The sequence below is a fragment of the Erythrobacter sp. genome (genome assembly GCA_019739335.1).
GTDB lineage: Bacteria > Pseudomonadota > Alphaproteobacteria > Sphingomonadales > Sphingomonadaceae > Alteraurantiacibacter.
This window is the reverse complement of record CP073261.1, coordinates 2709448-2731844: the sequence shown is the minus strand read 5'-3', so window position 1 is coordinate 2731844 and position 22397 is coordinate 2709448. Positions and strand designations below refer to the sequence as shown.

22 protein-coding genes are annotated in these 22397 nt (G+C 62.2%); 7 read left to right on the top strand and 15 right to left on the bottom strand.

The genetic code is table 11. The features are described 5' to 3' along the window. Positions 1-61 precede the first annotated feature (61 nt). The 3 genes from JY451_13360 to plsY are packed head-to-tail and all read right to left on the bottom strand — an operon-like array spanning position 62 to position 2339. Positions 62-586, bottom strand: a complete 525-nt coding sequence (locus JY451_13360; protein ID QZH74632.1) for a hypothetical protein — start codon at positions 584-586, stop codon at positions 62-64. 53 nt (positions 587-639) lie between these two features. Beyond that, positions 640-1749: a DNA-processing protein DprA gene (dprA, locus tag JY451_13355; protein QZH74631.1), complete on the bottom strand. Its 1110-nt coding sequence runs from the start codon at positions 1747-1749 to the stop codon at positions 640-642. After that, a complete protein-coding gene (gene plsY, locus JY451_13350; GenBank protein ID QZH74630.1) occupies positions 1746-2339 on the bottom strand; it encodes a glycerol-3-phosphate 1-O-acyltransferase PlsY in 594 nt (197 codons plus the stop codon). The genes dprA and plsY overlap by 4 nt, the downstream gene beginning before the upstream one ends. 95 nt (positions 2340-2434) lie before the next feature. Here plsY and murI point away from each other — a divergent pair, with 95 nt between their 5' ends. The 3 genes from murI to JY451_13335 all read left to right on the top strand — a co-directional run bounded on the left by murI (position 2435) and on the right by JY451_13335 (position 6889). Then, entirely contained in the window at positions 2435-3205 is a 771-nt protein-coding gene (gene murI / locus JY451_13345) for a glutamate racemase (GenBank protein QZH76731.1), read from the top strand. Between the two features lie 121 nt (positions 3206-3326). After that, positions 3327-4547, top strand: coding sequence for a 5-aminolevulinate synthase (gene hemA, locus JY451_13340; protein ID QZH74629.1), 1221 nt, complete (start codon positions 3327-3329; stop codon positions 4545-4547). 131 nt (positions 4548-4678) lie between these two features. Next, positions 4679-6889, top strand: a complete 2211-nt coding sequence (locus JY451_13335; protein QZH74628.1) for an EAL domain-containing protein — start codon at positions 4679-4681, stop codon at positions 6887-6889. Here the strand turns inward: JY451_13335 and JY451_13330 are convergent. The 3 genes from JY451_13330 to JY451_13320 all read right to left on the bottom strand — a co-directional run bounded on the left by JY451_13330 (position 6886) and on the right by JY451_13320 (position 9713). Beyond that, complete coding sequence (locus tag JY451_13330) at positions 6886-7767, bottom strand: hypothetical protein (protein QZH74627.1); 882 nt, start codon at positions 7765-7767, stop codon at positions 6886-6888. The genes JY451_13335 and JY451_13330 overlap by 4 nt on opposite strands. A gap of 56 nt (positions 7768-7823) precedes the next feature. Next, entirely contained in the window at positions 7824-9029 is a 1206-nt protein-coding gene (locus tag JY451_13325; GenBank protein QZH74626.1) for a type III PLP-dependent enzyme, read from the bottom strand. 135 nt (positions 9030-9164) lie between these two features. Then, positions 9165-9713 (bottom strand): LemA family protein, encoded by a 549-nt coding sequence (locus tag JY451_13320; protein QZH74625.1) that lies wholly within the window; start codon positions 9711-9713, stop codon positions 9165-9167. Positions 9714-9785: 72 nt separating this feature from the next. Between JY451_13320 and JY451_13315 the strand changes: the two genes are divergently transcribed. Continuing rightward, positions 9786-10736: a DUF3137 domain-containing protein gene (locus tag JY451_13315; protein ID QZH74624.1), complete on the top strand. Its 951-nt coding sequence runs from the start codon at positions 9786-9788 to the stop codon at positions 10734-10736. Here the strand turns inward: JY451_13315 and JY451_13310 are convergent. The 3 genes from JY451_13310 to JY451_13300 are packed head-to-tail and all read right to left on the bottom strand — an operon-like array spanning position 10733 to position 12999. Beyond that, positions 10733-11233 (bottom strand): GNAT family N-acetyltransferase, encoded by a 501-nt coding sequence (locus JY451_13310; GenBank protein QZH74623.1) that lies wholly within the window; start codon positions 11231-11233, stop codon positions 10733-10735. The two genes, JY451_13315 and JY451_13310, sit on opposite strands and share 4 nt — an antisense overlap. Next, positions 11230-11916: a hypothetical protein gene (locus tag JY451_13305; GenBank protein QZH74622.1), complete on the bottom strand. Its 687-nt coding sequence runs from the start codon at positions 11914-11916 to the stop codon at positions 11230-11232. The genes JY451_13310 and JY451_13305 overlap by 4 nt, the downstream gene beginning before the upstream one ends. Positions 11917-11940: 24 nt before the next feature. Next, the gene (locus JY451_13300; GenBank protein QZH74621.1) at positions 11941-12999 is read right to left on the bottom strand and encodes a deoxyhypusine synthase; all 1059 of its coding nucleotides are present in this window, start codon (positions 12997-12999) and stop codon (positions 11941-11943) included. A gap of 89 nt (positions 13000-13088) precedes the next feature. Here JY451_13300 and JY451_13295 point away from each other — a divergent pair, with 89 nt between their 5' ends. The 3 genes from JY451_13295 (at position 13089) to JY451_13285 (ending at position 15094) form a co-directional block, all read left to right on the top strand. After that, positions 13089-14066 (top strand): pyridoxal-phosphate dependent enzyme, encoded by a 978-nt coding sequence (locus JY451_13295; GenBank protein ID QZH74620.1) that lies wholly within the window; start codon positions 13089-13091, stop codon positions 14064-14066. Between the two features lie 67 nt (positions 14067-14133). Then, positions 14134-14556: an MAPEG family protein gene (locus JY451_13290; protein ID QZH74619.1), complete on the top strand. Its 423-nt coding sequence runs from the start codon at positions 14134-14136 to the stop codon at positions 14554-14556. A 97-nt stretch (positions 14557-14653) separates the two neighbouring features. After that, positions 14654-15094, top strand: coding sequence for a response regulator (locus tag JY451_13285; protein QZH74618.1), 441 nt, complete (start codon positions 14654-14656; stop codon positions 15092-15094). On the opposite strand, the gene JY451_13280 is transcribed toward JY451_13285, so the two are convergent. From JY451_13280 to JY451_13255, 6 genes are all read right to left on the bottom strand, one after another. Beyond that, positions 15091-16491: a trehalose-6-phosphate synthase gene (locus JY451_13280; GenBank protein ID QZH74617.1), complete on the bottom strand. Its 1401-nt coding sequence runs from the start codon at positions 16489-16491 to the stop codon at positions 15091-15093. The genes JY451_13285 and JY451_13280 overlap by 4 nt on opposite strands. A gap of 21 nt (positions 16492-16512) precedes the next feature. Next, the gene (locus JY451_13275) at positions 16513-18339 is read right to left on the bottom strand and encodes a glycoside hydrolase family 15 protein (protein QZH74616.1); all 1827 of its coding nucleotides are present in this window, start codon (positions 18337-18339) and stop codon (positions 16513-16515) included. After that, positions 18324-19064: a trehalose-phosphatase gene (gene otsB, locus JY451_13270; protein ID QZH74615.1), complete on the bottom strand. Its 741-nt coding sequence runs from the start codon at positions 19062-19064 to the stop codon at positions 18324-18326. The genes JY451_13275 and otsB overlap by 16 nt, the downstream gene beginning before the upstream one ends. Positions 19065-19137: 73 nt before the next feature. Next, on the bottom strand, positions 19138-19845 hold the full coding sequence (locus tag JY451_13265; GenBank protein ID QZH74614.1) for an OmpA family protein: 708 nt from the start codon (positions 19843-19845) through the stop codon (positions 19138-19140). Positions 19846-19981: 136 nt separating this feature from the next. After that, positions 19982-20710, bottom strand: a complete 729-nt coding sequence (locus JY451_13260; protein QZH74613.1) for an OmpA family protein — start codon at positions 20708-20710, stop codon at positions 19982-19984. A 200-nt stretch (positions 20711-20910) separates the two neighbouring features. Then, complete coding sequence (locus JY451_13255) at positions 20911-22290, bottom strand: M23 family metallopeptidase (protein QZH74612.1); 1380 nt, start codon at positions 22288-22290, stop codon at positions 20911-20913. Between the last annotated feature and the right edge of the window lie 107 nt (positions 22291-22397).

Genomic DNA, 22397 nt, shown 5'->3' with positions numbered 1-22397 from the left:
TACGTGTGCACGTGTGCGCGAGGGTGGTGGGGATGGGCTTGGTTCGTCAAGCGGGTTTGAATCAAGGATGGTCGTCTGAACTGCAATCTATAATGCGAACGGGAAAATGATCGCGAGGCGCCGGGTGATCTTGTAATGCTTCGCTGATCGAGTGCCGCAAGCGCCAGAGAAATGTATGGATTTGCTGGCACTCACCTTCGCTAAACAGCGTCGTCTCACCACCGGTAACAGCCAAAAACTCAAACTCTCGCTTGTTAGGAAATGATGTCTTCCATACCTCTCCTGAGATGTCAGATATATCTGCATCGGAGTGCGCATAGACCTTGTTTCGCGCATCAATGAGATTTTGGTGAAGAACCTTTTCAGCTGAAGTAAGTGACCAACACTTGGGCATAAGCCCCCACGAGAACGGCGCAACACCCCCGCGCGCTGCTGAAAATGGTCGGGCGTAACTCACCACAAGCGCCGTCTCGAAGCATTTCAGTCGCCTCGCAACTTCGTTACGGAAGTTTGGCGCTGTGCGATCTTCTTCGAGTAGGAAAGTAGCCGCGCTCAGCGCATGTCGGAAATCAATATTCGACATCATAAGGCGCGATAGTTGTCTCCGCAGTTGATCGGGCGATGGTTGTTTTGCTGAGTTCATAGTGTGACTAAACTCACCCTCCCCCCAGCGTGCCGCACAAGTCGCCCCGCAATCTCCAGTTCCAGCAGCGCCATCTGCACGGCGCCCGCGCCGGTCCCCGCCTGCCGGACCAGTTCATCCACCGGCACCGGCGCGGTGGTCAGCAGGCTCTCGATATCGGGCGCGGAATCATCGTCGTAATCGTCGAAATGGCCGTAGTCGGCGGGCAGCACGGGTTCGCGGAAGCTGGAGCGCGGCGTGCCGTCGAAGCTGCTGAGCAATTCGATCACTTCCTCCGGCTGCTGGACCAGCACTGCGCCTTCGCGGATCAGGTGGTTGCAGCCGTGGCTGCGCGCTTCGAGCGGGCTGCCGGGGATCGCCATGACTTCGCGCCCCGCTTCCCCCGCCAGCCGCGCGGTGATCAGCGAGCCTGACTTGGGCGCGGCTTCCACCACCAGCGTGCCGAGCGCCAGCCCGGCGATGATGCGGTTGCGCTTGGGGAAATGCTGCCCGCGCGGCTGGGTGCCGGGGGCTTCCTCGGCGATCAGCAGCGCTTCATTGGCAATCCGTTCCTGCAGGTCGGCGTGCTGCGGCGGGTAGGCAATGTCGATCCCGCTGGCGATCACGCCGATGGTGTGCGGAAACGCGCCTTCGTGACACGCCCCGTCGATCCCGCGCGCCAGCCCAGAGACGACGGTGAACCCGCTTTCCCCCAGCGCCCGCCCGAAATCGCGCGCCAGCTTCACCGCCGCCGCCGAGGCATTGCGCGCGCCGACCAGCGCCACGCAGGGCTTGCGCGCCAGCGCGAGATCGCCGCGCACGGTGAGAATCGGCGGAGCGCTTTCGAGTTCGGCGAGCAGCGGCGGATATTCGGGACTGTCGTGGAAAACGTAGCGCGCCCCTGCCCGTCGTGCTTCGACAATCTCCGCCTCGATCCGCTCACGCGCAGCAGGCTGGTAATCGCGCTTGGCCCCGCGCCGGGCCAGATCGGGCAGCGCCTCGATTGCGGCAACAGCCGTGCCGAAGCGGGCGAGCAACTGGGCATAGCTGACCGGGCCGATATTGGCCGACCGCAGCAGGCGGATGCGGGCGAAAGCCTCTTCCTGCGTCAGCGCGGGTGCGCTCACTTGCCCCCACCACCGCTACTGCCGATCCTCGGTTCCTCACCCTTCATCAGGCGGGAGATGTTCGCCCGGTGCTGCACCAGCACGATGGCGGCGATGGCTACCAGCGGCACGACCACCTGCGGATAGCCGAGCAACCACGCGAGCAGCGGCGCGGCCACCACCGTGACCATCGAGGAGACCGAGGAAATCCGGCTCAGCGCCAGCGTCGCCGCCCAGACCCCGGCGCAGGCGAGCATCGCCGGCCAGGCCAGCGCGCCCAGAACTCCAGCAGCCGTGGCAAAGCCCTTGCCGCCCCGGAACCCCAGCCACGGGGTGAAGCAATGCCCGGCCACCGCCGCCACCGCCGCCCAGCCCTCGGTTCCGGGCCAGAAATACGCCGCTGCAAGCACCGGAACAGCGCCCTTGGCCGCGTCCAGCAGCACCGTGGCCGCCGCCAGTCCCTTGTTGCCGGTACGCAGCACATTGGTCGCGCCGATGCTGCCCGAACCGATCTGGCGCACGTCGCCTAGCCCCGCAGCGCGGGTGAGCAGCAGGCCGAAGGGGATCGAGCCGCAGAGGAAGCCGAGAGCGATGGCGAACAACTGGTCCATAGGGCGATCCTTAGCGGCAATGCCCGTGCTTGTGAAAGGCCCACCTTTGCCTCTAGAGCGGCACTGTGTCCGTTTCCGCGCATTCCCCGATCCTGCTGTTCGATTCCGGCCTCGGCGGGCTGTCGGTGCTGGCGGAATTGCACAAGGTCCTGCCGCAAGCCCCGGTGATCTACGCCGCCGATCTCGCGGGCCTGCCCTATGGCGAGAAGACCGAGGCGCAGGTGGCGGCGCGGGTGGCGGGATTGCTCGGGCGGATGAGCGAACGCTATCGCCCGCGGCTGATCTGCATCGCCTGCAACACCGCCAGCACCATCGCGCTCGGCATGGTGCGGGACGTGCTGGAAGTGCCGATTGTCGGCACTGTCCCGGCGATCAAGCCCGCTGCTGCGCTGACACAGAGCGGCACCATCGGCCTGCTCGGCACGGCAGCAACGATTCGGCAGAAATATGTCGACGATCTCGAAGCGCAATTCGCCGCCGACAAGCGCCTGCTCCGTTTCGCTGCGCCGGAACTGGTCGGCGCAGCGGAACTGAAACTGCGCGGTGGCACGCCCGATCCGGCGATCTTCGCCCGCACTGCTGCAGGCCTCACGAGCCAGCCGGGCGGCGAGTCCATCGATATGGTGGTGCTCGCCTGCACCCACTTTCCCTTGCTGGAGGCCGAATTGCGCACGGCTTTTGGGTCAGGGGTCCGCTTCGTCGATGGCGCAGAGGGAATTGCCCGGCGAATCGCATTCCTTACCCAAGGACAGAACTTTACCTCAGAAAATCAGGATTTTGCCGTGGTAACCGGAGCCCAGAACATCGACGATCCGCTCCTCCATGCGTTGCGTCCCTACGGACTGCACGAGGTCCATCCGCTCTGATGCGAATCTCTCGCAAACTTCGTACTTCAAACCCGGCGCGGGATTGACTAAGTCCCCCCCGGAACAAGCAATGTATCAAGGGCCTCCGGAACAAGCGGGCGGCATAGCACGGATAAATGCCTTGAATTACGAGCACATTTTCGACCAGGCGATCGACCGGCTGCATTCCGAAGGCCGCTATCGCGTGTTCATCGACATCCTGCGCAACAAGGGTGCCTACCCCAACGCGCGCTGCTTTGCCGGACACAACGGTCCGAAGCCGATCACCGTCTGGTGTTCGAACGATTACCTAGCGATGGGCCAGCACCCCAAGGTCATCGAAGCGATGGAAGAAGCGCTGCACGATGTCGGCGCAGGATCGGGCGGCACGCGCAATATTGGTGGCAACACCCATTATCACGTGCAGCTCGAGGCCGAACTGGCCGACCTTCACGGCAAGGAAGCCGCGCTGCTGTTTACCAGCGGCTACGTTTCCAACGATGCCACGCTGTCCACCCTGGCCAAGCTGCTGCCGGGTTGCGTGATCTTCTCCGACGAGTTGAACCACGCCAGCATGATCGCGGGCATCCGCAACTCGGGCTGCGAAAAGCGGGTATGGCGCCACAACGATCTGGCCCATCTTGAAGAGCTGCTGGCGGCAGAAGACGCCGAGGTTCCCAAGCTGATCGCTTTCGAAAGCGTCTATTCGATGGACGGCGATGTCGCCCCGATCCACGCAATCTGCGACCTGGCCGAAAAGTACAATGCGCTCACCTATATCGACGAAGTCCACGCGGTGGGCATGTACGGCGCACGCGGCGGCGGGATTTCGGAGCGGGATGAAGCCGCGCACCGGATCGACCTGATCGAAGGCACGCTGGGCAAGGCTTTCGGCGTGATGGGCGGCTATGTCGCCGCCAGCCGCAAGGTGATCGACTGCATCCGTTCCTACGCACCCGGCTTCATCTTCACCACCTCGCTCAGCCCGGTGCTGGTGGCGGGTGTGCTGGCGTCGGTACGCCACCTCAAGGCCAGCAGCATGGAGCGCGAGGCGCAGCAGACGAACGCCGCCACGCTGAAGCGCTGCTTTCGCGAAGCTGGCTTGCCGGTGATGGATTCGACTACCCATATCGTGCCGCTGATGGTGGGCGATCCGGTTCGGGCAAAGAAAATCAGCGACATCCTGCTCGCCGAATACGGCGTTTATGTGCAGCCGATCAATTACCCCACCGTGCCGCGCGGAACGGAACGGCTGCGCTTCACCCCCGGCCCCTCGCACACCCCCGCAATGATGGCCGAACTGACCGAAGCGCTGGTGGAAATCTGGGAACGGCTCGAACTCGATCTGCGCCTCGCCGCTTAGACTTTCCAATACATTGTACGATTTTTAGCCAATCGTTTAGTCTGCCTCGTTAGCGCGTTAGTAACCAAACCAGCGGCATAGTCCTTGCGAACCCACCGGAGATTCCGGTGCATGGAACCTGTGGACGCGGCATGACGGTGAGAGGACTACTGAGAGGCTTAGGCGGCGGGCAAGTGGCGCCCGTGACCGATGCGCCTCGCGTCATCGCTGCCGCCGACAGCGAACGTCGCCTGCAAGTGCTCGACGATTACGAGCAGACCGGCATTTCGTGGATCTGGGCGACCGACAGCGATGACCGGCTGATCTACTTCTCCCCCAGCGCCGACGAGATGCTCGAAGGCGGGCTGGAGCAATTACTCGACCAGCCGTTATGCGACCTGTTCGAAGTCGATCCGGACAACACCAGCGGCTCTGTCCGACCGCTCAATTTCCAGCTCAAGGCGCGCAACAAGATCGTCGATCTGCCAGTGCGGCTGATCCGCCAGATCGGCAACGCGGCGATCAAGGAACGCTGGTGGTCGCTTTCCGGCCATCCGAAGTTCTCGCCCGAAGGCGAGTTCCTCGGCTATCGCGGCAGCGCCAAGGATGTGACCCTGGCCTACATGCGCCAGCGCGAGGATTCGCGGCTGGCGGAATACGATTCGCTTACCGGCCTTGCCAACCGCCACCGGATGAACCGCAAGCTGGAAAGCACGCTGGCAGCCTACCGCTCGGCCAAGCGCTGCTGCGCGCTGCTGATGCTCGATCTGGACAAGTTCAAGCAGGTGAATGACACGCTCGGCCATCAGGCAGGCGACGACCTGCTACGTCAGGTCGCGGCACGCCTGCAAGCCATCCTTGGCGAGCGCGGCGGGGAGATCGGACGGCTTGGCGGTGATGAATTCCAGGTCATGCTCCCCGATATCGACGATCGCGGCAAACTGGGCGACCTGGCGGAAAAGATCATCCAGATGCTCTCCTCGCCCTATCAGGTGGACGGCAGACGGGCGATCATCGGCGCATCGGTGGGCATTTCCATCGCCCCCTATGACGGGGTGGAGGCGGAGGAAATCGTCCGCAACGCCGATCTGGCGCTTTATGCCGCCAAGAACAGCGGGCGCGGCACCTATCGCTTCTACTCTGCCGATCTGAAGGATCTGGAGCAAGAACGCGCCGAACTGCTCGCCGACCTGCGCGAAGCCCTGGTGAGCGATCAACTGGCCATGCATTACCAGCCGGTCGTCCGCACGCGGGACAATGCCATCGTCGGCTTCGAAGCGCTGATGCGCTGGGAACACGCCGAGCGCGGTTATGTGCCGCCCAACGTGTTCATCCCGGCGGCGGAAGAATGCGACCTCATCCAGCAGCTTGGCCATTGGGCCCTGCGACGTGCCTGCGAGGATGCGATGCAATGGCCCGAAGCCGTGCGCATTGCCGTGAACGTCTCGGCCAAGCAATTCGCCAATCCCGGCTTCCCCGCCGTGGTGATGCAGGTGCTGGCAGAGACTGGCATCGCGCCCGACCGGGTCGAGCTGGAACTGACCGAAACGGTGTTCATGGGCGATACCGAGGCCACCACCGCCACCTTCAAGGTGCTGAAGGAACTGGGCGTGCGACTGGCGCTCGACGATTTCGGCACCGGCTATTCCTCGCTCAGCTACCTGCGCCACGCCCCGTTCGACAAGATCAAGGTGGACAAGAGCTTCGTCGATACCTGCACCCAGAAGAACGAAAACAGCGCCAAGATCATCACCGCGATCATCGGCCTGTCCGAAGCCCTGGGAATGGATGTGACGGTCGAGGGCGTAGAGGCTTTCGACCAGTTGCGGCTGGTGACTGAAAGGGGCGCGAAATACATTCAGGGCTGGATCTATTCCAAGGCCCGCCCGCAGGCCGATATCCTCGCCGATATCGCCAATGGCGGTTACGAAATCGAACCCGCCGGGCCGGAGAACTACCGCCCCGAACGCCGCAGCGTGTTCCGCAGGATTGGCATTATCCATGAGGATCACCGCTATGAAGCGGTGATGCGTGACCTGTCACAGACCGGCGCGCGGATCGAGGGGCTGATCGGCGTGCCGGTGGGCGCCGGGATGGTGCTTGATCTGGGTGGGGGACAACTGGTGGTCTGCACCGTTCGGCGGACGCAGGACGCGATGTTCGGCGTGGAATTCGAAGTGCCGCTGGTAAAAGACGGCGCAGGCGGACTCGTCACCCGTCACCGCGTCTCCCCCTATGCGCTCGCCGCCGCCGGAATGCCGCTCGCGGCCCTGCCGCCGGGCAATTACCCGCTCCAGATCGGCGAAGTTGGCGCGCCGCAGAGCAAGCCGCAGTTCCTGCAAGTGACGGTGCAGCGCAGCTAGCCGAGCGGCATCGCTTCGCCGACCGGAGCTTCGCCGGCTGCCGCAGCATCGATCAGGAAGGGCATCGGCTCGACCAGCCGGTAACCCGGGACGCGCTGGACGAAGTGTCTGAGCCAGGTCAGGTGACCACTTCCCACGATCACAAGCACCCGGTCGCCCGGCTCGGCGATCATGTCCAGCTTGGCAAACATCTTGGCGTTGCGCATGTACCAGTAGGCGTTGAGTTCGGCACCCGGTTGCGCGTCGCCATCGCCAATTTGCAATAGCGAATAATAGGCGCGATCATGATCGCGCTCGACAATCTCCGGATCGTTGTGGACGAACAGGCTTTCGGCGATCGTTTGCTGGGCAAGATCCGCTTGCTGCGCGTTCAAGCGGGCCTCGATCTCGGCGAACAGCTCTTCGATCATTGCCATCCGGCCGCTTTCGACAGCGAATTGCTGGACCGCACCAAAGGGAAAGTAGTCCGGCTCACCGTCAGACGGCTGTTCATCGAAACCGTAAACCGCATCGTGACCAAGCATCCGCGCCAGCCGAAAGCCCAGTTGAACACTTTCGTTCCGACGCTCTGCCAGCAGTTCTTCCGCTTCGGCATATTCCGGAACAGTCAGGCCGGGCGGCTCTGCCAGCCATTCAACGACGATATGCGTCGGCTGCCATTGGGCAAGTGACTCGGCAAGGACGGCGATCTCGCGCTGGCGCCTCGGCGCCAGAACGTCATCGACTTGCATGTTGATCACGTCGCGGCCCGGATTGGACCAGTGATAGGTGCCGAGGACCATCACTTCGGTCGGCCGGGCCTGGGGGTCGGGATCACTCTGCGCGGTTGCCTCGACGGGACTGGCCGCCATTGCCGCGATCGCCAGCAACCATTTCATAGCTTGTCTCCCGTAGCGTGTTAGCTCAATAACACACTGAAGGAGTGTAGCCAAGTCTAGCGCAGGCTCACCACATTGTCGCTCGCGCGCGGGTCCTTGCGGTCGCCGCGATAGAGGCTCGCCATCGGTTCGTCGGTCACCACTGCGCCCTCGGTCGCGCCGAAGCCGTTGAAGCCGGTCTTCATCGCCGCGCCATAAGCACCAAGCATTCCGATCTCGATATAGTCGCCGGACTGGATATCCTCGGGCAGCTGGAACGGGCCCTGCATGTAATCGGCATCGTCACAGGTCGGGCCGTAGAAGGCGAAATCGGCCAGCGGCTTGATGAGATCGTCCTCCAGCGCCTGCACCGGGAAGCGCCAGTCGACATGCGCCGCATCGAACAGCGCGCCATAGGCACCGTCGTTGATATACAGCTCGTTGTCACGACGCTTTTCAACCCGCACCACGATCGAGGAGTATTCGGCGCACAGGGCACGGCCAGGCTCCGCCCAAAGCTCCGCCGAGTACGAAATCGGCAGCGATTCGAAGTGGCGGTGGATAAGCGCGAAGTAATCCTCCAGCGGCGGGGGTTCGAGGCCCGGATAGATGCTCGGGAAGCCGCCGCCGACATCGATGATGTCAACGGTCACTGCCGCCTCGGCAATCGCCGCGCGCACCCGCTCAAGCGCCTGCACATAGGCAAACGGCGTCATCGCCTGACTGCCCACATGGAAGCAGATGCCCAGCGCGTCGCAGTGCTGGCGGGTGGCCTGCAACAGCGGCGCGGCATCGGTGAGATCGGCGCCAAACTTGCTTGCCAGCGACAGCTCCGAATGCTCGGAAGAAACGCGCAGCCGCACCAGCAGGTTGAGATCGGTCGCCGGATTGCCCGCTCTGTCGGTGGTTGCTTCGACGATCTTCGCCAGTTCTTCCGTCGTATCGAGGCTGTAGGTCTTCACCCCGTGCTCGAAATAGGCCTCGGTAATCGCGCGCGGGGTCTTCACCGGGTGCATGAAGCACAGCACGGCTTCAGGCAGCAAGGCGCGCACCATGCGGACTTCACCGATCGAAGCGACGTCATAGTGAGAGATGCCGTTATCCCACAGGATACGGATCAGTTCGGGGGAAGGGTTGGCCTTGACCGCATACATCGCCTTGCCCGGAAACTTCTCGGTAAAGAAGCGGGCAGCGCGCGCCGCAGCATGCGGGCGGGTGAGGATAACGGGTTCGTCCGGCGAAATCGCGCGAACTACAGCCTTGGCGTCGGGATACTGGAGCAATTCAAGGGACCCCCTACGGTGTTATACCAACAAGCAAATACTGCCTTGCGGAGGGTGTCCCATGGGGCAGCGGAAGCGCGCATATAAGCGCGATTCGCTGAATCGCAAGTGAATTCCGACGGCCTGAAAGCTGCCTCAGAATTGCACGTTCGGCACTTGGTCGACCACGCCCTTTTCGCTGTCGTCCAGCCGGTGAAAATCGGCCTGCTGGAAGCCGAGCATTCCGGCAAACAGCACTGCAGGAAAGCTTTCCCGCCCGGTGTTGTAACGCGAGACAGCAGCGTTGAGCGCGCGGCGAGAGGCGGCGAGCTTGTCTTCCACTTCGGCAAGTTCGCGCTGCAATTCCTGGAAGTTGGTGTTGGCCTTGAGATCGGGATAGGCCTCCCCGAGTGCCAGCATCTTGTCGAGCGCGATCCGCAGCGCCTGCTCGTTGCCTGAATTGGGTGAGCCGCTGGCGGCACTGTTGCGCGCCAAGATCACCTGTTCGAGCGTTTCCTGCTCGTGCGTGGCATAGCCCTTCACCGTGTTGACCAGATTGGGGATCAGATCGTGCCGCTGGCGCAATTGCGCGTCGATATCGGCCACGCCCTGGTTCACATTCTGCCGCAGTCGCACCAGCTTGTTGTAAATGCCGATAGCGACAAAAATGAGCACGACGACAATGCCGATAAGTACGAATTCCATAGTGTCGATTCCCCGTTTCCCCTGATATGAAACGTTGTGCCATTATCGGGGCATGGGGGGAATACCACAAAGATGATCGAGCGACCGAATATTGATTCGCTGTTGGCGGGCGAGCTTGGCCAGTGGCTTGAGGGACAAGGCACTGTCCGCGAAGAAGCAAAACAGCAAACGAAAAGTCGCCGCTTCAAGGTGATGATCGTCATGCTGCCGCTGGCTGCTGCGGCGCTGCTGTTAGAGGCCGATACATCCTTCGTGGCCTGGGGTGTCATCATGCTCGGCTTCGCCGGCCTGGCCTGGGCCCAGGGCCCGGTCAACAAGGCGGTGAAAGACGTCAAGGTCGGCATCAACGAAGCCATCGCCGGCGCGCTGGGGCTTGCGTACAGCCACGATTGCGACGGCGGCGAGCCCTTCCAGCTGGCCAAGGAATGCCGCCTGCTGCCCAATCATGACCGGGCTTCGTTCGAAGACCAGTGGAGCGGCAGGATCGGCGACATTCCGTTCATGCTGCACGAAGCCAAGCTGGAAGAGCGGCGCGGTTCGGGCAAGAACCGCCGCTGGGTCACGGTATTTCAGGGCGTCGTGATGAGCGTTGGCTATGCCCGCCGCTTCCACGGCACCACGCTGCTGGCTCGCGACAATGCCTTCCGCCAGTTCTTCGGTGGCAAGAAGGACAGCATCAAGGTGATCGGCAAGCACCTCGATTACGCGGAAATGGTGCACCCGGATTTCGAGGACAAATTCGATATCTACACCACTGACCAGACCGAGGCGCGGCACCTGATCGATCCACTCTATGTCGAGCGGCTGATCGCGCTGGAAACCAGCTATCGCGGCGAGGGTGTCACCACGATTTTCCATGAAGGCAGCCTGGTGGTGACGCTGAAAGCAGGCAACATGTTCGAAAGCGGCAGCATCGAAGCGCGGGATGACCGCGCACGGATGGAGACGACCATCGATCAGTTTGCCCGGATTGCCGATCTGGCGCGCGAGTTGAACACGCGGGGGCCCGCAGCTGGGCGTTAGCCCAGTTTGCGTCCGAACACGGAAGAGAGTTTCTCAAACCCCTCGCGCTCGAAGAAGCCATGCGCGCCTTCGTTTTCCCGCCCGCTTTCGAGGAATACCCATTCCACCCCGCGTTTGCGAATGCGCGCTTCCGCCTGCAGCAGCATTTCCTTGCCGACGCCATGCGAACGTAGTTCGGGATCGACCGCCATGTCCTCGATCACTGCATAGCGGCGGCGGGGGTTCTCTTCCCAGGCAACGATCAGGATCGCCCGTACGTCGCCCGCGTCGTCGCGCCCCACAAGCATATCCCGCTCGCCCGGATCAGCGAAATCTTTGGCGTAGAGGTCGGCCAGGTCGGGCACCCAGGTCTGCCCGTCGTCGCTCAGGCCGGTCTGGATTTCGCCGTGACTGATATATTGTGGTGCCGCGCCGATAATCCGCCCCGCGAAAGCAGCGGCTGGACCGATATCAGCGGGATCGTTCCAGCGATAGGAAAGGTCCGCTGCGAGAGTCATCGAGGGTTCTCTCCAAGTGGCACCAGCACCAGTTTGCCGTGTTCCGCGGGGGGCCATTGCGGTGTCATGCCAACATCGTCCGGCCAGTTCTCGATGATCGGGCAGCCGCCGAACAGATGGCCCACCGCCTTGTAGAATTCGCGCCGTCGCTGTTCCGGGTCGCTATGCAGGTAATAAATGCGCAAGCCGGTGTCGAAAATGTGGCGGACATCGGGCGTATAGTTCTCGCGCATCTCTCCAACCCATAGCTCGCGAAAATACCACTGGTCGAGCACTTCGTGGAACCATGCAACCCAGCTGGCATAGACGTGCTTGTCCACCACGCCGTTGCGCCGGAAATTCGAGCACACTTCGAACAGGTTGAGGCATTGGAAGTAATACTGCCGCGTAAGCTGGGCGTTCTTCCGGTCGCCCTTTGGAAGACGGGCCGGACGGTCGGTCGATTCATATGGAAGCATGGCCTCGCAGTGATCGGCCGCGAAGCGGAAGGCTTCAGAGGAGTGCACTTCAAGTTCGAGATAGGCGGTCGATTTCTCCACCCGGTCATCCCGCGCGGCGACATGCTTGCCAAGCATTGTCGTCTCGCGCGAGTTGAACCAGGTGTAGATGAGGGCGATCAGTGAAACGGACAGGGCGCCAATGGCGATGGAATTCGCCGCAAGCTGGCTTCCCATGTCCATCATCGCCGCGCCCCCGCTGTTGTACTCTTACTCGGAAGCGAACAGCTTTGCCCAGCGGCGCTTCTCGCGGGTCTTCCAGTGGCCGCGATGGTAGGCGTCGCTTGCCAGCAGCGGCATCACGGAACCCGCTTCGGCGAAGACCATCTGCTCGATCCCGGTGTTGACCTTGCCCCAGCTCGCCGCTTCCTGCAGCGTCGAGGAGGAACAGGCACCGTCACGCACGTCGGCCACGGTGATCTGCACTGCGTACTTGTGCACCGACACGTCCTCATGGCCGAGGATTTCGGCGCAGACGACGGTGTCCTGGATGAAGTTCTTGGGTACTCCGCCGCCGACCATCAGCAGGCCGGAATCACAGCTCTTGATCTTGATATCGGTCAGTTCGCGGAAATCGGCGATGGCATCGAGCATCATGTAACGCTCGCCCTTGGCCATCTGGTCCACCTGGTGCTTGACGAGGCCAAAGCCTGCCGAACTGTCCACAAAGGCGGGGCAGAAGATCGGCACGTCATGCTCGTAGGCGAGTTTGACCAGGCTGTTGTCCTTCTTGCCATGCTCGCACAGGTACTTGCCCATCTCGCGGATGAATTCGCGGCTGGAATAGCCGCGGTGCTCAAGCCCGTTGGCGATCTTGTTGATGGTGAAATCGCAGTCCTGCAACTGCTCTTCATCGATATAGGTATCGTAGATCCGGTCGATATAGAGGCTGCGCAGCGTATCGTCGTCCGGCACTTCCAGCGCCTGATAGTGCTTGTGGCCCAGCCCTTCGAAGAAATCCATGTCGACGATGGTGGCACCGGTCGCCACCACGCAATCGACCATGTTGCTGCGGATCAATTCGGCATAGAGATCCATGCAGCCGCCCGCGCTGGTAGAACCGGCGATGACGAGGAAGATCGTGCAATCGGGATCGCTGAGCATCTGGTTGTAAATGCCGGTGGCGCGCGCGAGATCGCGGCTGGTAAAGCTCATCTTGCTCATGCCGTCGATGATCGGGCGGGCATCGAAGCTGGTGATGTCGATATGTTCGACCTGCGTGGAAAGGAGTTCCTTCTTGCGCGTGTCGTTGACTGCCGAATCGCTCATCTGCTTCAATCTCCTCTGCGTTCCCGACGGGGAAAGGGGCGCGCCATTAGGCGCTGGTCTCCCCCCGGTAAAGAAGTAATAGAGCGGGAATGAGACAAACTCCACCTGAACGCGCGCCAAGCCGAGAAGGCGTGCTACGCGCCGCCGCCAAGATCGCCGCCATCCTCCCCCCTACCCCGCTGCTGCCGTTCGAGTTCGAAGGCCGTACCCTGTGGGCCAAGGCGGATTGCCTGCAACCGATGGGCGCGTTCAAGATTCGCGGCGGCTGGCACCGGCTTTCTGACCTTTCCGACGAGGAAAAGGCGCGCGGCGTGGTGGCGGTTTCGAGCGGCAACCATGCGCAGGGGGTGGCCTGGGCGGCGCGCGAACTGGGGATTGCGGCAACCATCGTGATGCCCGCCGACGCTCCGGCAGTGAAATTGCAGCGCACGGCTGAATTCGGCGCGCGGGTCGTCACCTATGACCGCAAGACCGAGAACCGGGAGGCTATCGCCAAGGCGCTGGCCGAAGAAGCCGGGGCGACCTACGTCCACGCTTTCGGCGATCCGTGGGTGATCGAGGGGCAAGGCAGCGCGGGGATCGAAATTGCCGCGCAGATGCAGGCGCAGGCCGGGCGCGGGGTATCGCGCATTGTCTCCTGTTGCGGCGGTGGCGGTCTGACCGCCGGGCTCGCGCTTGCCTGCCCCGATGCCGCCGTGGTCCCGGTGGAGCCCGAAGGCTGGGACGATGTGTGCCGGAGCCTTGAAGCAGGCGAGATCAAGGACGTTGGCAGCAGCCCTCCGCCGACCGCCTGCGATGCCCTCCAGACCTTCGCCACCTTCCCGCTCAATTTCGCGGTTTTGAAAGAGCGGTGCCACGAGTGGGCGCGGGTGTCCGAGGCCGAGATCCGCACAGCACAGCGGTTCGCCTTCGCCCGATTGCGCGTGGTTCTCGAACCCGGCGGCGCGGCGGCACTGGCGGCGGTGCTGGCGGGCAAGGTTGCAGTGGACGATGCCACGGCAGTCATGCTCACCGGAGGCAACACCGACGCTGCGGCTTTCGCCAAGGTGATCGGTCACAGTGAATAGGTTGCAATTGACAATCTAATCTGCCCGCTACATCCTCCATCCTGCCTGAACGGGGAGAGGGAAACCAATGGATACCGCAATTCTCGCACCAGCCGCAGCGCTCGCTGTCTGGTCTATGGTAATGCTGGTGTGGATGGCTGCGACACGTCTTCCCGCCCTTGCCAAGCTGAAGCTGGATCCGGAACAGTCACGCGGCGGGCGCGGGTCCGATCTCGATGGCGTGCTGCCGGGACACATCCAGTGGAAAGCCCACAATTACAATCACCTGATGGAACAGCCGACAGTGTTCTACGCGGTGTGCATCATTATCGCGCTGGTGGGAGCGAGCCAGCTCGATCTCTATCTCGCCTGGGCCTACTTTGGGCTGCGCGTGGTGCATTCGCTCTGGCAGGCGCTGGTCAACACCGTGCCGGTGCGGCTGACTATTTTCACAATTTCCAGCATCGTCCTGCTGATGCTGAGTGTCCATGCCCTGCTCTACACCCTGTAATTTCCGCAGCTAAGGGTTCGCGCCTAGTTAACCATATACCTTCCCGAGATGGCTGGGCAGCTAGACGGTCCTCAGCCAATCAAAGGAGGTCCGACGCGTGGCGCATATTCTTGTTGTCGATGATGACGACATTCTGGCCGAACTGGCTTCCCGCATCCTGATCGGCGCTGGATACGGCTGCGGGTTTGTCTGCGATACCGTTGCCGCCCAACAGGTGCTGGCGCGCCGCAAACCCGATCTGGTGCTGCTCGACCAGAACCTGCCGGGTGAAAACGGTACCGCGCTGCTACGGCGGATGCGCCTCTCTCCGCGCCTTTACGACATTCCGGTGATGATGCTGACCGGCGTGTACGGTGAAAACGAAGAGCAGATCGCTTACCATCACGGCGCGAAGGATTACATTCGCAAGCCGTTTACGGCCAAGCATCTGGTCCATCGAGTCAATCGGACATTACGCCTGCACGGATGCGCGCCAAGACAAGAGGAATTCCCGCTCTGCCAACCCGCTCAGGCGGTCTTGCCGAAGCGGATGCTCTAAACCTCTACCGCCGCCAGATCCCCGATGAAGTTATCCGCCCAGCGCTGCACATTCTCTTCCCGCACGGTCTCGATCAGGTTCTCATAGCGCGCTTTGCGCTCGTGCAGAGGCATATCGAGCGCGAGCTTGATATTGTGGGCGATATCGTCGGCGCTGTGGGGATTGATCAGCAGGGCACCCTGCCCGTCGCATTCCATCTGCTGCGCCGCCCCTGCAAAACGGGAGAGAATCAGCACGCCGGGATCGTCCGGGTCCTGCGCGGCGACATATTCCTTGGCGACAAGGTTCATGCCGTCCCGCAGCGGCGTCACCAGCCCGATCTTCGCTCCGCGATAAAAACCGTACAGCTCTTCCTGGCTATAGCCCCGGTTCACATAACGGACCGGCACCATATCGACATCGCTGCGCGCGCCGTTGATCTGCCCCGCCTTCTGTTCCAGCGTGGCTCGGATATCCTGATAGCTGCCGATATCGGCGCGGCTGGGTGGCGCAATCTGGATGAACACCACATCGCGGACATGTTCGGGAAAGCGATCGAAAAAGCGCGAAATGCCGTCGAGCCGTTCGGGCAATCCCTTTGAGTAGTCGAGGCGGTCGACCCCGATCATCGCCGTGCGGTGGCGGGTGGAAGACAGCAGCCGCTGCTGCGCCTGCCGGGCGTCCCCGGTTTGCCCCTTGGCGGTGAAGTGTTCGTAATCGATCCCGATCGGATAGGCACGGGCAATCACCGCCCGCCCGTTCAGCGTGATTTCGCCGCTCTCAAGATCGACGTGGGCGCCGAGTTCGCGCTCGCAGTAATGGAGGAAGCTTTCCAGCCACGCATCGCACTGGAACCCGAGAAGGTCGTATTGCAGCATGGCTTCCACCAGCCGCTCGTGAAACGGCAAGGACACAAACAGGTTGCGCGGCGGCCAGGGGGTGTGGAGAAAGAAACCGATGCGGTTTTTCACGCCGAGAGCGCGCAGCCGCTCACCCAGCGGCAGCAGGTGATAATCGTGCACCCAGACGTGATCTTCAGCCTCGATAAGCGGCAGGGCGCTCTCGGCAAACCGCTCGTTGACCCGCTCATATCCCTTGCCGAATTCGTTTTCGTACCTGGTGAGGTCGATCCGGTAGTGAAACAGCGGCCAGAGCGTCGAATTGGCGTAGCCGCTGTAATATTCTTCGACGTCCTGGTGTTCGAGATCGATGGTGGCGGTGGTGACGCCTTCGGCGGAGCGGACGAAGTCGATCTTCCCGGTAAACTCATCGACCTCCTGCCCGGACCAGCCGAACCACACCCCGTCATTTACCTTCAGCGCGGCGTTCAGTGCCCCTGCCAATCCGCCCTGCGCACCGGCCTTGCCACGCGCCTGCGGCACGGCCACCCGGTTTGAAATGACAAACAGTCTCGGCACGATTCCCCTGTCGTCCTGCAATCAGCGAACGGTGTTCCAGCTCTTTGATAAAAGCGCGGCGCAATTGATCGTTCCGACCAGCGAATAGGTTTGCGGGAAATTGCCCCACAATTCGCCGGTCTCGAAATCCATGTCTTCAGAAAGCAACCCGGATTGCGTGCGATGCCCCAGCATCGTTTCGAACAATTCGCGCGCCTCTTCCTTGCGGTCCATCAGTGCCAGTGCTTCGATCAGCCAGAAAGTGCAGATGTTGAACGCGGTTTCGGGCGCACCGAAGTCGTCCTCGGCAGCGTAGCGCAACATATGCTCGCCGCGACGCAAATCACGCTCGATCATGGCGAAGGTGGCGCGGAAGCGCGGATCATCCGGGGCGATGTAGCGCAGTTCGACCAGTTGCAGCAAACTCGCGTCGAGGTAATCACTCTCGAAACTGGCTCCGTAGTGGCCGCCCTCGCCGCTGCCCTTCCACGCCTTCGCCTCGATCGTCGCGCGGATTGCGTCAGCCCGTTCGCGCCAGAGCTGTGCACGATCGGTTTTGCCCAGATGTTCGGCAACATTGGCCAGCCTGTCGCACGCGGCCCAGCTCATCACGGCGGAGTAAGTATGCACTTCCTGCCGAGTGCGGAATTCCCACAGGCCGGCATCCGGCTGGTCGTGCATTTCCCACGCCCGCTCACCCACTTCTTCAAGACTCGCGAAATCGGCATCGTCGGCAATCCGTAGCAAACGCCTGTCGAGAAATCCCTGCGCGGTAGGCAGCACGATCTGACCGTAGCAATCGTACTGCACCTGCTGGTATGCGGCATTGCCGATCCGCACCGGCCCCATGCCGCGATAGCCCGCCAGATGCGCGGCAGTGGTTTCGCTCAGTTCACTCTGGCCCATCACCGAATAAAGCGGCTGGATCTGCCCGCCCTTGGCTGCATCGACGATATTGCGCAGGTAGCCGAGATATTTCTCCAGTACATCCAGCGCGCCGAGCCGGTTGAGCGCCTGCACCGTGTAATAGGAATCGCGAATCCAGCAATAACGGTAATCCCAGTTGCGCTCGCTGCCCGGCGCTTCGGGAATCGAGGTGGTGAGCGCGGCGACAATCGCGCCGGTTTCCTCGTGCTGGCACAATTTCAGGGAGATCGCGCAGCGAATGACCTCGTCTTGCCATTCGAACGGCGTGGCCAGCCCGCGAGACCAGTGCTGCCAATACTTGCGCGTCGCCTGCTCCATCCGCCGGATTTCCTCGCGCAGATTTCCCGCGAAGGGCTCGTCCGGACCGAGAAAAAAGTGCGTGTCGTCCTCGATCCGGAAGGACCGGTTCTCGAGGATATAGCCCACCGGCGCATCGGTGGAGAGGCGCAGCGCGTGCTTGTCGATCAGGTAGCGGATGTGATTAGTGCCGTGGGTCGTTTCCGCCAGCGCCGCCCCGTGGTTCTTCATCGGCCTCAGGATCACCCGCAGGCGCGGGATGCCAGCAATTGGGCGGACGATACGCGAATAGGCGACCGGGCGATACATCCGCCCCAGCCGCTCGAATCGCGGACAGAAGTCGAGCACCTCTACCGCGCTGCCGTCTGCGGCTTCCAGCGTGGTAAGAAGGATCGGCGTGTTGCGGATATATCCCTGCCGCGCGCTGACCTGCCCTTCAAGTTCGAACCGCCAGACGCCCGCATCCTGCGCGTCGCCATTCATTAAGGCGCAGAAGACAGGATCGCCATCGACCCGCGGCACGCAACCCCATACGAGTCCACCGCGTCGGTCGATCAGGCCTGAGACCTGGCAATTGCCGATGGGCCAGAGTTCAAGATCGGGCTGGTGTTTGCTTTCGGTTTGATCAGTCACAGGTCCAACCATTGCTGCACTGCAGCAGTGGAATCAAGGGCATATCGGGCATTTTCGCTCGGCCGTTCGCCTACGGCGATGCCGAATCCCCCCATTTCCGTAGCGGCGCGCATCCCGTCCTCATCGGTCACGTCGTCGCCGATGAAGACGGGCATCGAGCCGACAAAGGGTTCGATCTGCATCAGCGTCTGCACGGCACTCGCCTTACCCACGCCCCGCCCGACCAGTTCAATAACATACTTCCCGCGCTTCACCTGGAGCCCGTGACGCTCGGCAAAGTTCTTGGCGAAGGCCAACCCTGGCTCCTCCAGTGAAGGATCGCCACGGTAATGCAGAGCTGCGCCGTGCGGCTTGTCTTCACGAGCAAAGCCTTGGGACTGCGCAAACTCGGCGAATTCCGTCAAGGCGTCGGCTGAAAGCGCGCGAGGAGCACTCCCTACGCGCACCCCTTCGGCACTGCGGCAATCGCTGCCATGCGATCCGGCGCTGGCAATCGCCAGCGGCCCGAGATGATTCTCGAGATCCTGGATTGCCCGTCCACTTACCAGAGCAACGCGGCCCTGAAGTCGTTCAGCCAAGGCTGCGAGACGCTGCGAAAGGTCGGGCGGCACCGTAATCCCATCGGGAGTGGGGGCAATCTCCACCAGCGTGCCGTCGAAGTCGACGAATAGCGAAACCGGCCCATCATTCAGGAGATGCGCGAGATCAGGAGGCGGAGGAACGTTGTTAGCCGACATCGCCGCCACGGTTGGACCATGGCGGCGGCAAGGTCAAATGTCGGGAGCGACGAGCAGGTTCACCGCCGCTGGATCAGGATGTGCAGGATTGCCCAGCGCCCGCTTCGGCGGAACCGCGCACGATCTCAACGCGGCGATTGCGCGCATCGGTAGCGGGGACTCCGGGTTGCAGGTTCTGTTGGCCATAGCCCACCGCCTGCAACTGGCTTTCCGAAACACCAAGCCTGACCATGAAGTCGACGACGCTTTCCGCCCTTGCCAGCGACAAGGCGCAATTGCGGGTTTCGGTCCCCGTCACATCGGTATGACCAGCGATGACGAACCGCTCCGTCGACTGGTTGGCGAGCATGGACTCGGCGAACACGCGGATCTGGCTCCGCGCGCGTTCGGTGAGTTGGGACGAACCGAGGCGAAAGGTCAGGCACATATTGAGCGCTTCACTCTGGCTGGGAGCACAGCGTTCCGGAATCGCGACCGAGCGTGGGCGCGAGGTCGCTGCGGGAGTGGCCGGACGGCGCGGGGCAGCCGCCGGGCGCGGGGCAGCGGCGGGGGCATTGCGGGTGGTGGCGCCACCAAGGAACACCACGGTATTGCGTTCCCCGCAGATCGTTTCCTGTCCGGTGCGTACGACTTCTTCGTCCGATGCAGGCTGACAGTCCCCGCCGACAGTCTCGCCAGACGCGACAATCGAGCCGCCAGTGATGAAAGCATCGACAACTTCCCGCGGGAGGTCGGCATCCTGCGCAGCCGCGCCACCCGAAGCGAATGCCACTATGGCCATGCACGAGCTTGCTAGAAAGCGATCCATATCTGTTCCCCTAACGGAGTTTGGTCTATCTGGCGCGCAATCGCCAGCTAAAGACGGGATGTCGTTATCCGAGGCCTGGACGGTCCGGCGAAGGATCCAGGTCCCCGCTTCAACCTGTACAGGATTGCCCGGCACCCGTCTCGGCGGAACCGCGCACGATTTCGACGCGACGGTTGCGCGGGTCATTGGCCGGGATGCCATCCTGCAGGGCCTGCTGGCCAAAGCCTACCGCCTGCACCTGGCTGGGTGACACGCCCAGTCCGACCATGAACGCAACCACACTATCGGCCCGCGCCTGCGACAGTTCGCAATTGCGCGTTTCGTCGCCACTGGTGTCCGTATGCCCGGCGATCACGAACCGCTCGGTCGACTGATTGGCGAGCATGCTTTCAGCGAAGACGCGGATCTGGCTCCTGGCGCGGTCGGTCAATTCGGACGAACCGAGACCGAAAGTCAGGCACATGTTGAGCGCCTCGCTCTGGCTCGGGGCACAACGCTCGGGAATGGCGATCGGGCGCGGAGCAGGGGCCGGGGTGGTTGGACGACGCGGAGTTGCCACAGGCGTGGGCGCAGGCGAAGCTGTCGGCCGCCTCGGAGCAGGAGCAGGAGCAGGAGTGTTTCGAGTGGTGTTGCCGCCGAGGAAGACCACCGTATTGCGCTCGGCACAGATCGTCTCCTGTCCGGTGCGCATATATTCTTCATCCGAAGTAGGCTGGCATTCGCCACCCGAAGAATCGCCCGAAGCCACGATGGAGCCGCCGGTGATGAAGGCATCGACGACCTCGCGCGGAATGTCCTCATCCTGCGCAGCAGCGGCGGTGGACGCCACGGCCAGCATGGCCAAGCATGAGCTAGCTAAAAAGCGCTTCATTTTCATTCCCCCAAATCGGCAACATCCCGCTACGGCGAGATTACGAAAGTATTTATACAGCAATCGGGTCATGCCAGCAAGCAGATGAACCGGCGATGTCGGACTATGGCGCATCTTGGGACGGTAAAAATGCCATATATTACAGTCGTTTTTGTATAAACGCGACATTACGCTGCTGTCTGCACCGCCAGTTGACGCCCCAGATCGATTTCATCGCGGACATTTTCGAACTCCTGCAGCGAGTCGCCCGTAAGAGAATTACGCTCATCCGAACCCTGCACTGTCATCGGATCCAGCTTCTCGCCATTCAGATGAACCTCGTAATGCAAATGCGGGCCGGTCGATCCGCCGGTGGAGCCGACCGCACCGATTACCTGCCCCTGCTCTACCCGCTCACCCACAGCAATACCGGGCGCAAAAGCGCTCATATGCAGATACAGCGTACGAAACCCGCTATCGTGCTGGATGGCAATATAGCTGCCGTTGCCCCGCGTTGCCGTTGGTGCCCAGCTCGCAACTTCGATCACTCCTGAACCCGAAGCGAATATCGATGTCCCGGTTGGTGCGGCAAAGTCCACTCCTCCGTGCAGGCGCGAACGATTGTAGATCGGGTGATGCCGCATCCCGAAAACAGAACTGATACGCGCCCCGTCCACCGGGGTACGCATCAGCGCGCGCTGGATGTTCTGCCCGCTCGAATCGAACCAGGCCGGCTCGCCGTCCTCATCGACGAAACGATAGACGTTGGCAGTGCGTGAGGGTGTGGTCATCGATGCATAGACCAGTACCGGCGCACCTACAGGCTCTCCATCGTCATTCACCGTCTGGCGGTAGGCGATCTCGAAGGCATCGTTGGATTCGATTTCACGCGCGAAGTCGAAGTCAAAGGCAAGTGCTTCGAAGAAATCGTCGATCAGGGTGTTGGGCATGCCTGCGGCGAGTACCGAGGTGTAGAGACTGACTTCGTCGATTTTCCCGCTGCGGACGAAAATCTGTTCGGTCAATTGCGAAGAGATCGGCGAGATCGATAGCTGCCCGTCCGCCATCGCCATCGCCACGCCCGAACTGTCCTGCTTGCGCAGGTCGATACGCGAGAACTGCAAGGCTTCGCCTTCCCCGATCAGGAAGTCGAGTGTGCCGCGCACCTGCTCTCCGGGGGCGAAGTAGGGGGCCGCACCCGCCACGATCTGCTGCACCAGCGCGGGATCGAGCCCCGAGGCGGTGAGCGAGGCCTGCAATTCGCCGATATCGGACAGCCTGAAAGTACGGGTAATCCCAGGCGGCGCCTCCGCAAGTGCCTCCTGCAGTTCCGCCACGTTGGCATCGCCTTCGATCGCGTCGCCGTCGGTGCGCATAAAAAAGAACCAGATTGCCACCGCCAGCAGTGCCGCGAGCAGCAGGCCACCGCCAATCAGCAGCGGCTTCGGCACTCCCTCCACCACAGCGGCCTTCGGCCGGGTAGCCGCAGCTTGCGCCGCGCGTGCCGTTTCCCACGCCCGTGCCCATGCGCGCGGGTCGTATGACTGGACCGGTGCCACGCTGGCCATTGCCGCTATCCCCCCTTTCTTGCATCGCAAGGCTACGAAAATGCCGCCGCCTGTTGCCCCAGCCCAGATTAATCGCATAGTATCGCCAATTGAAACTGGGGGGAAGG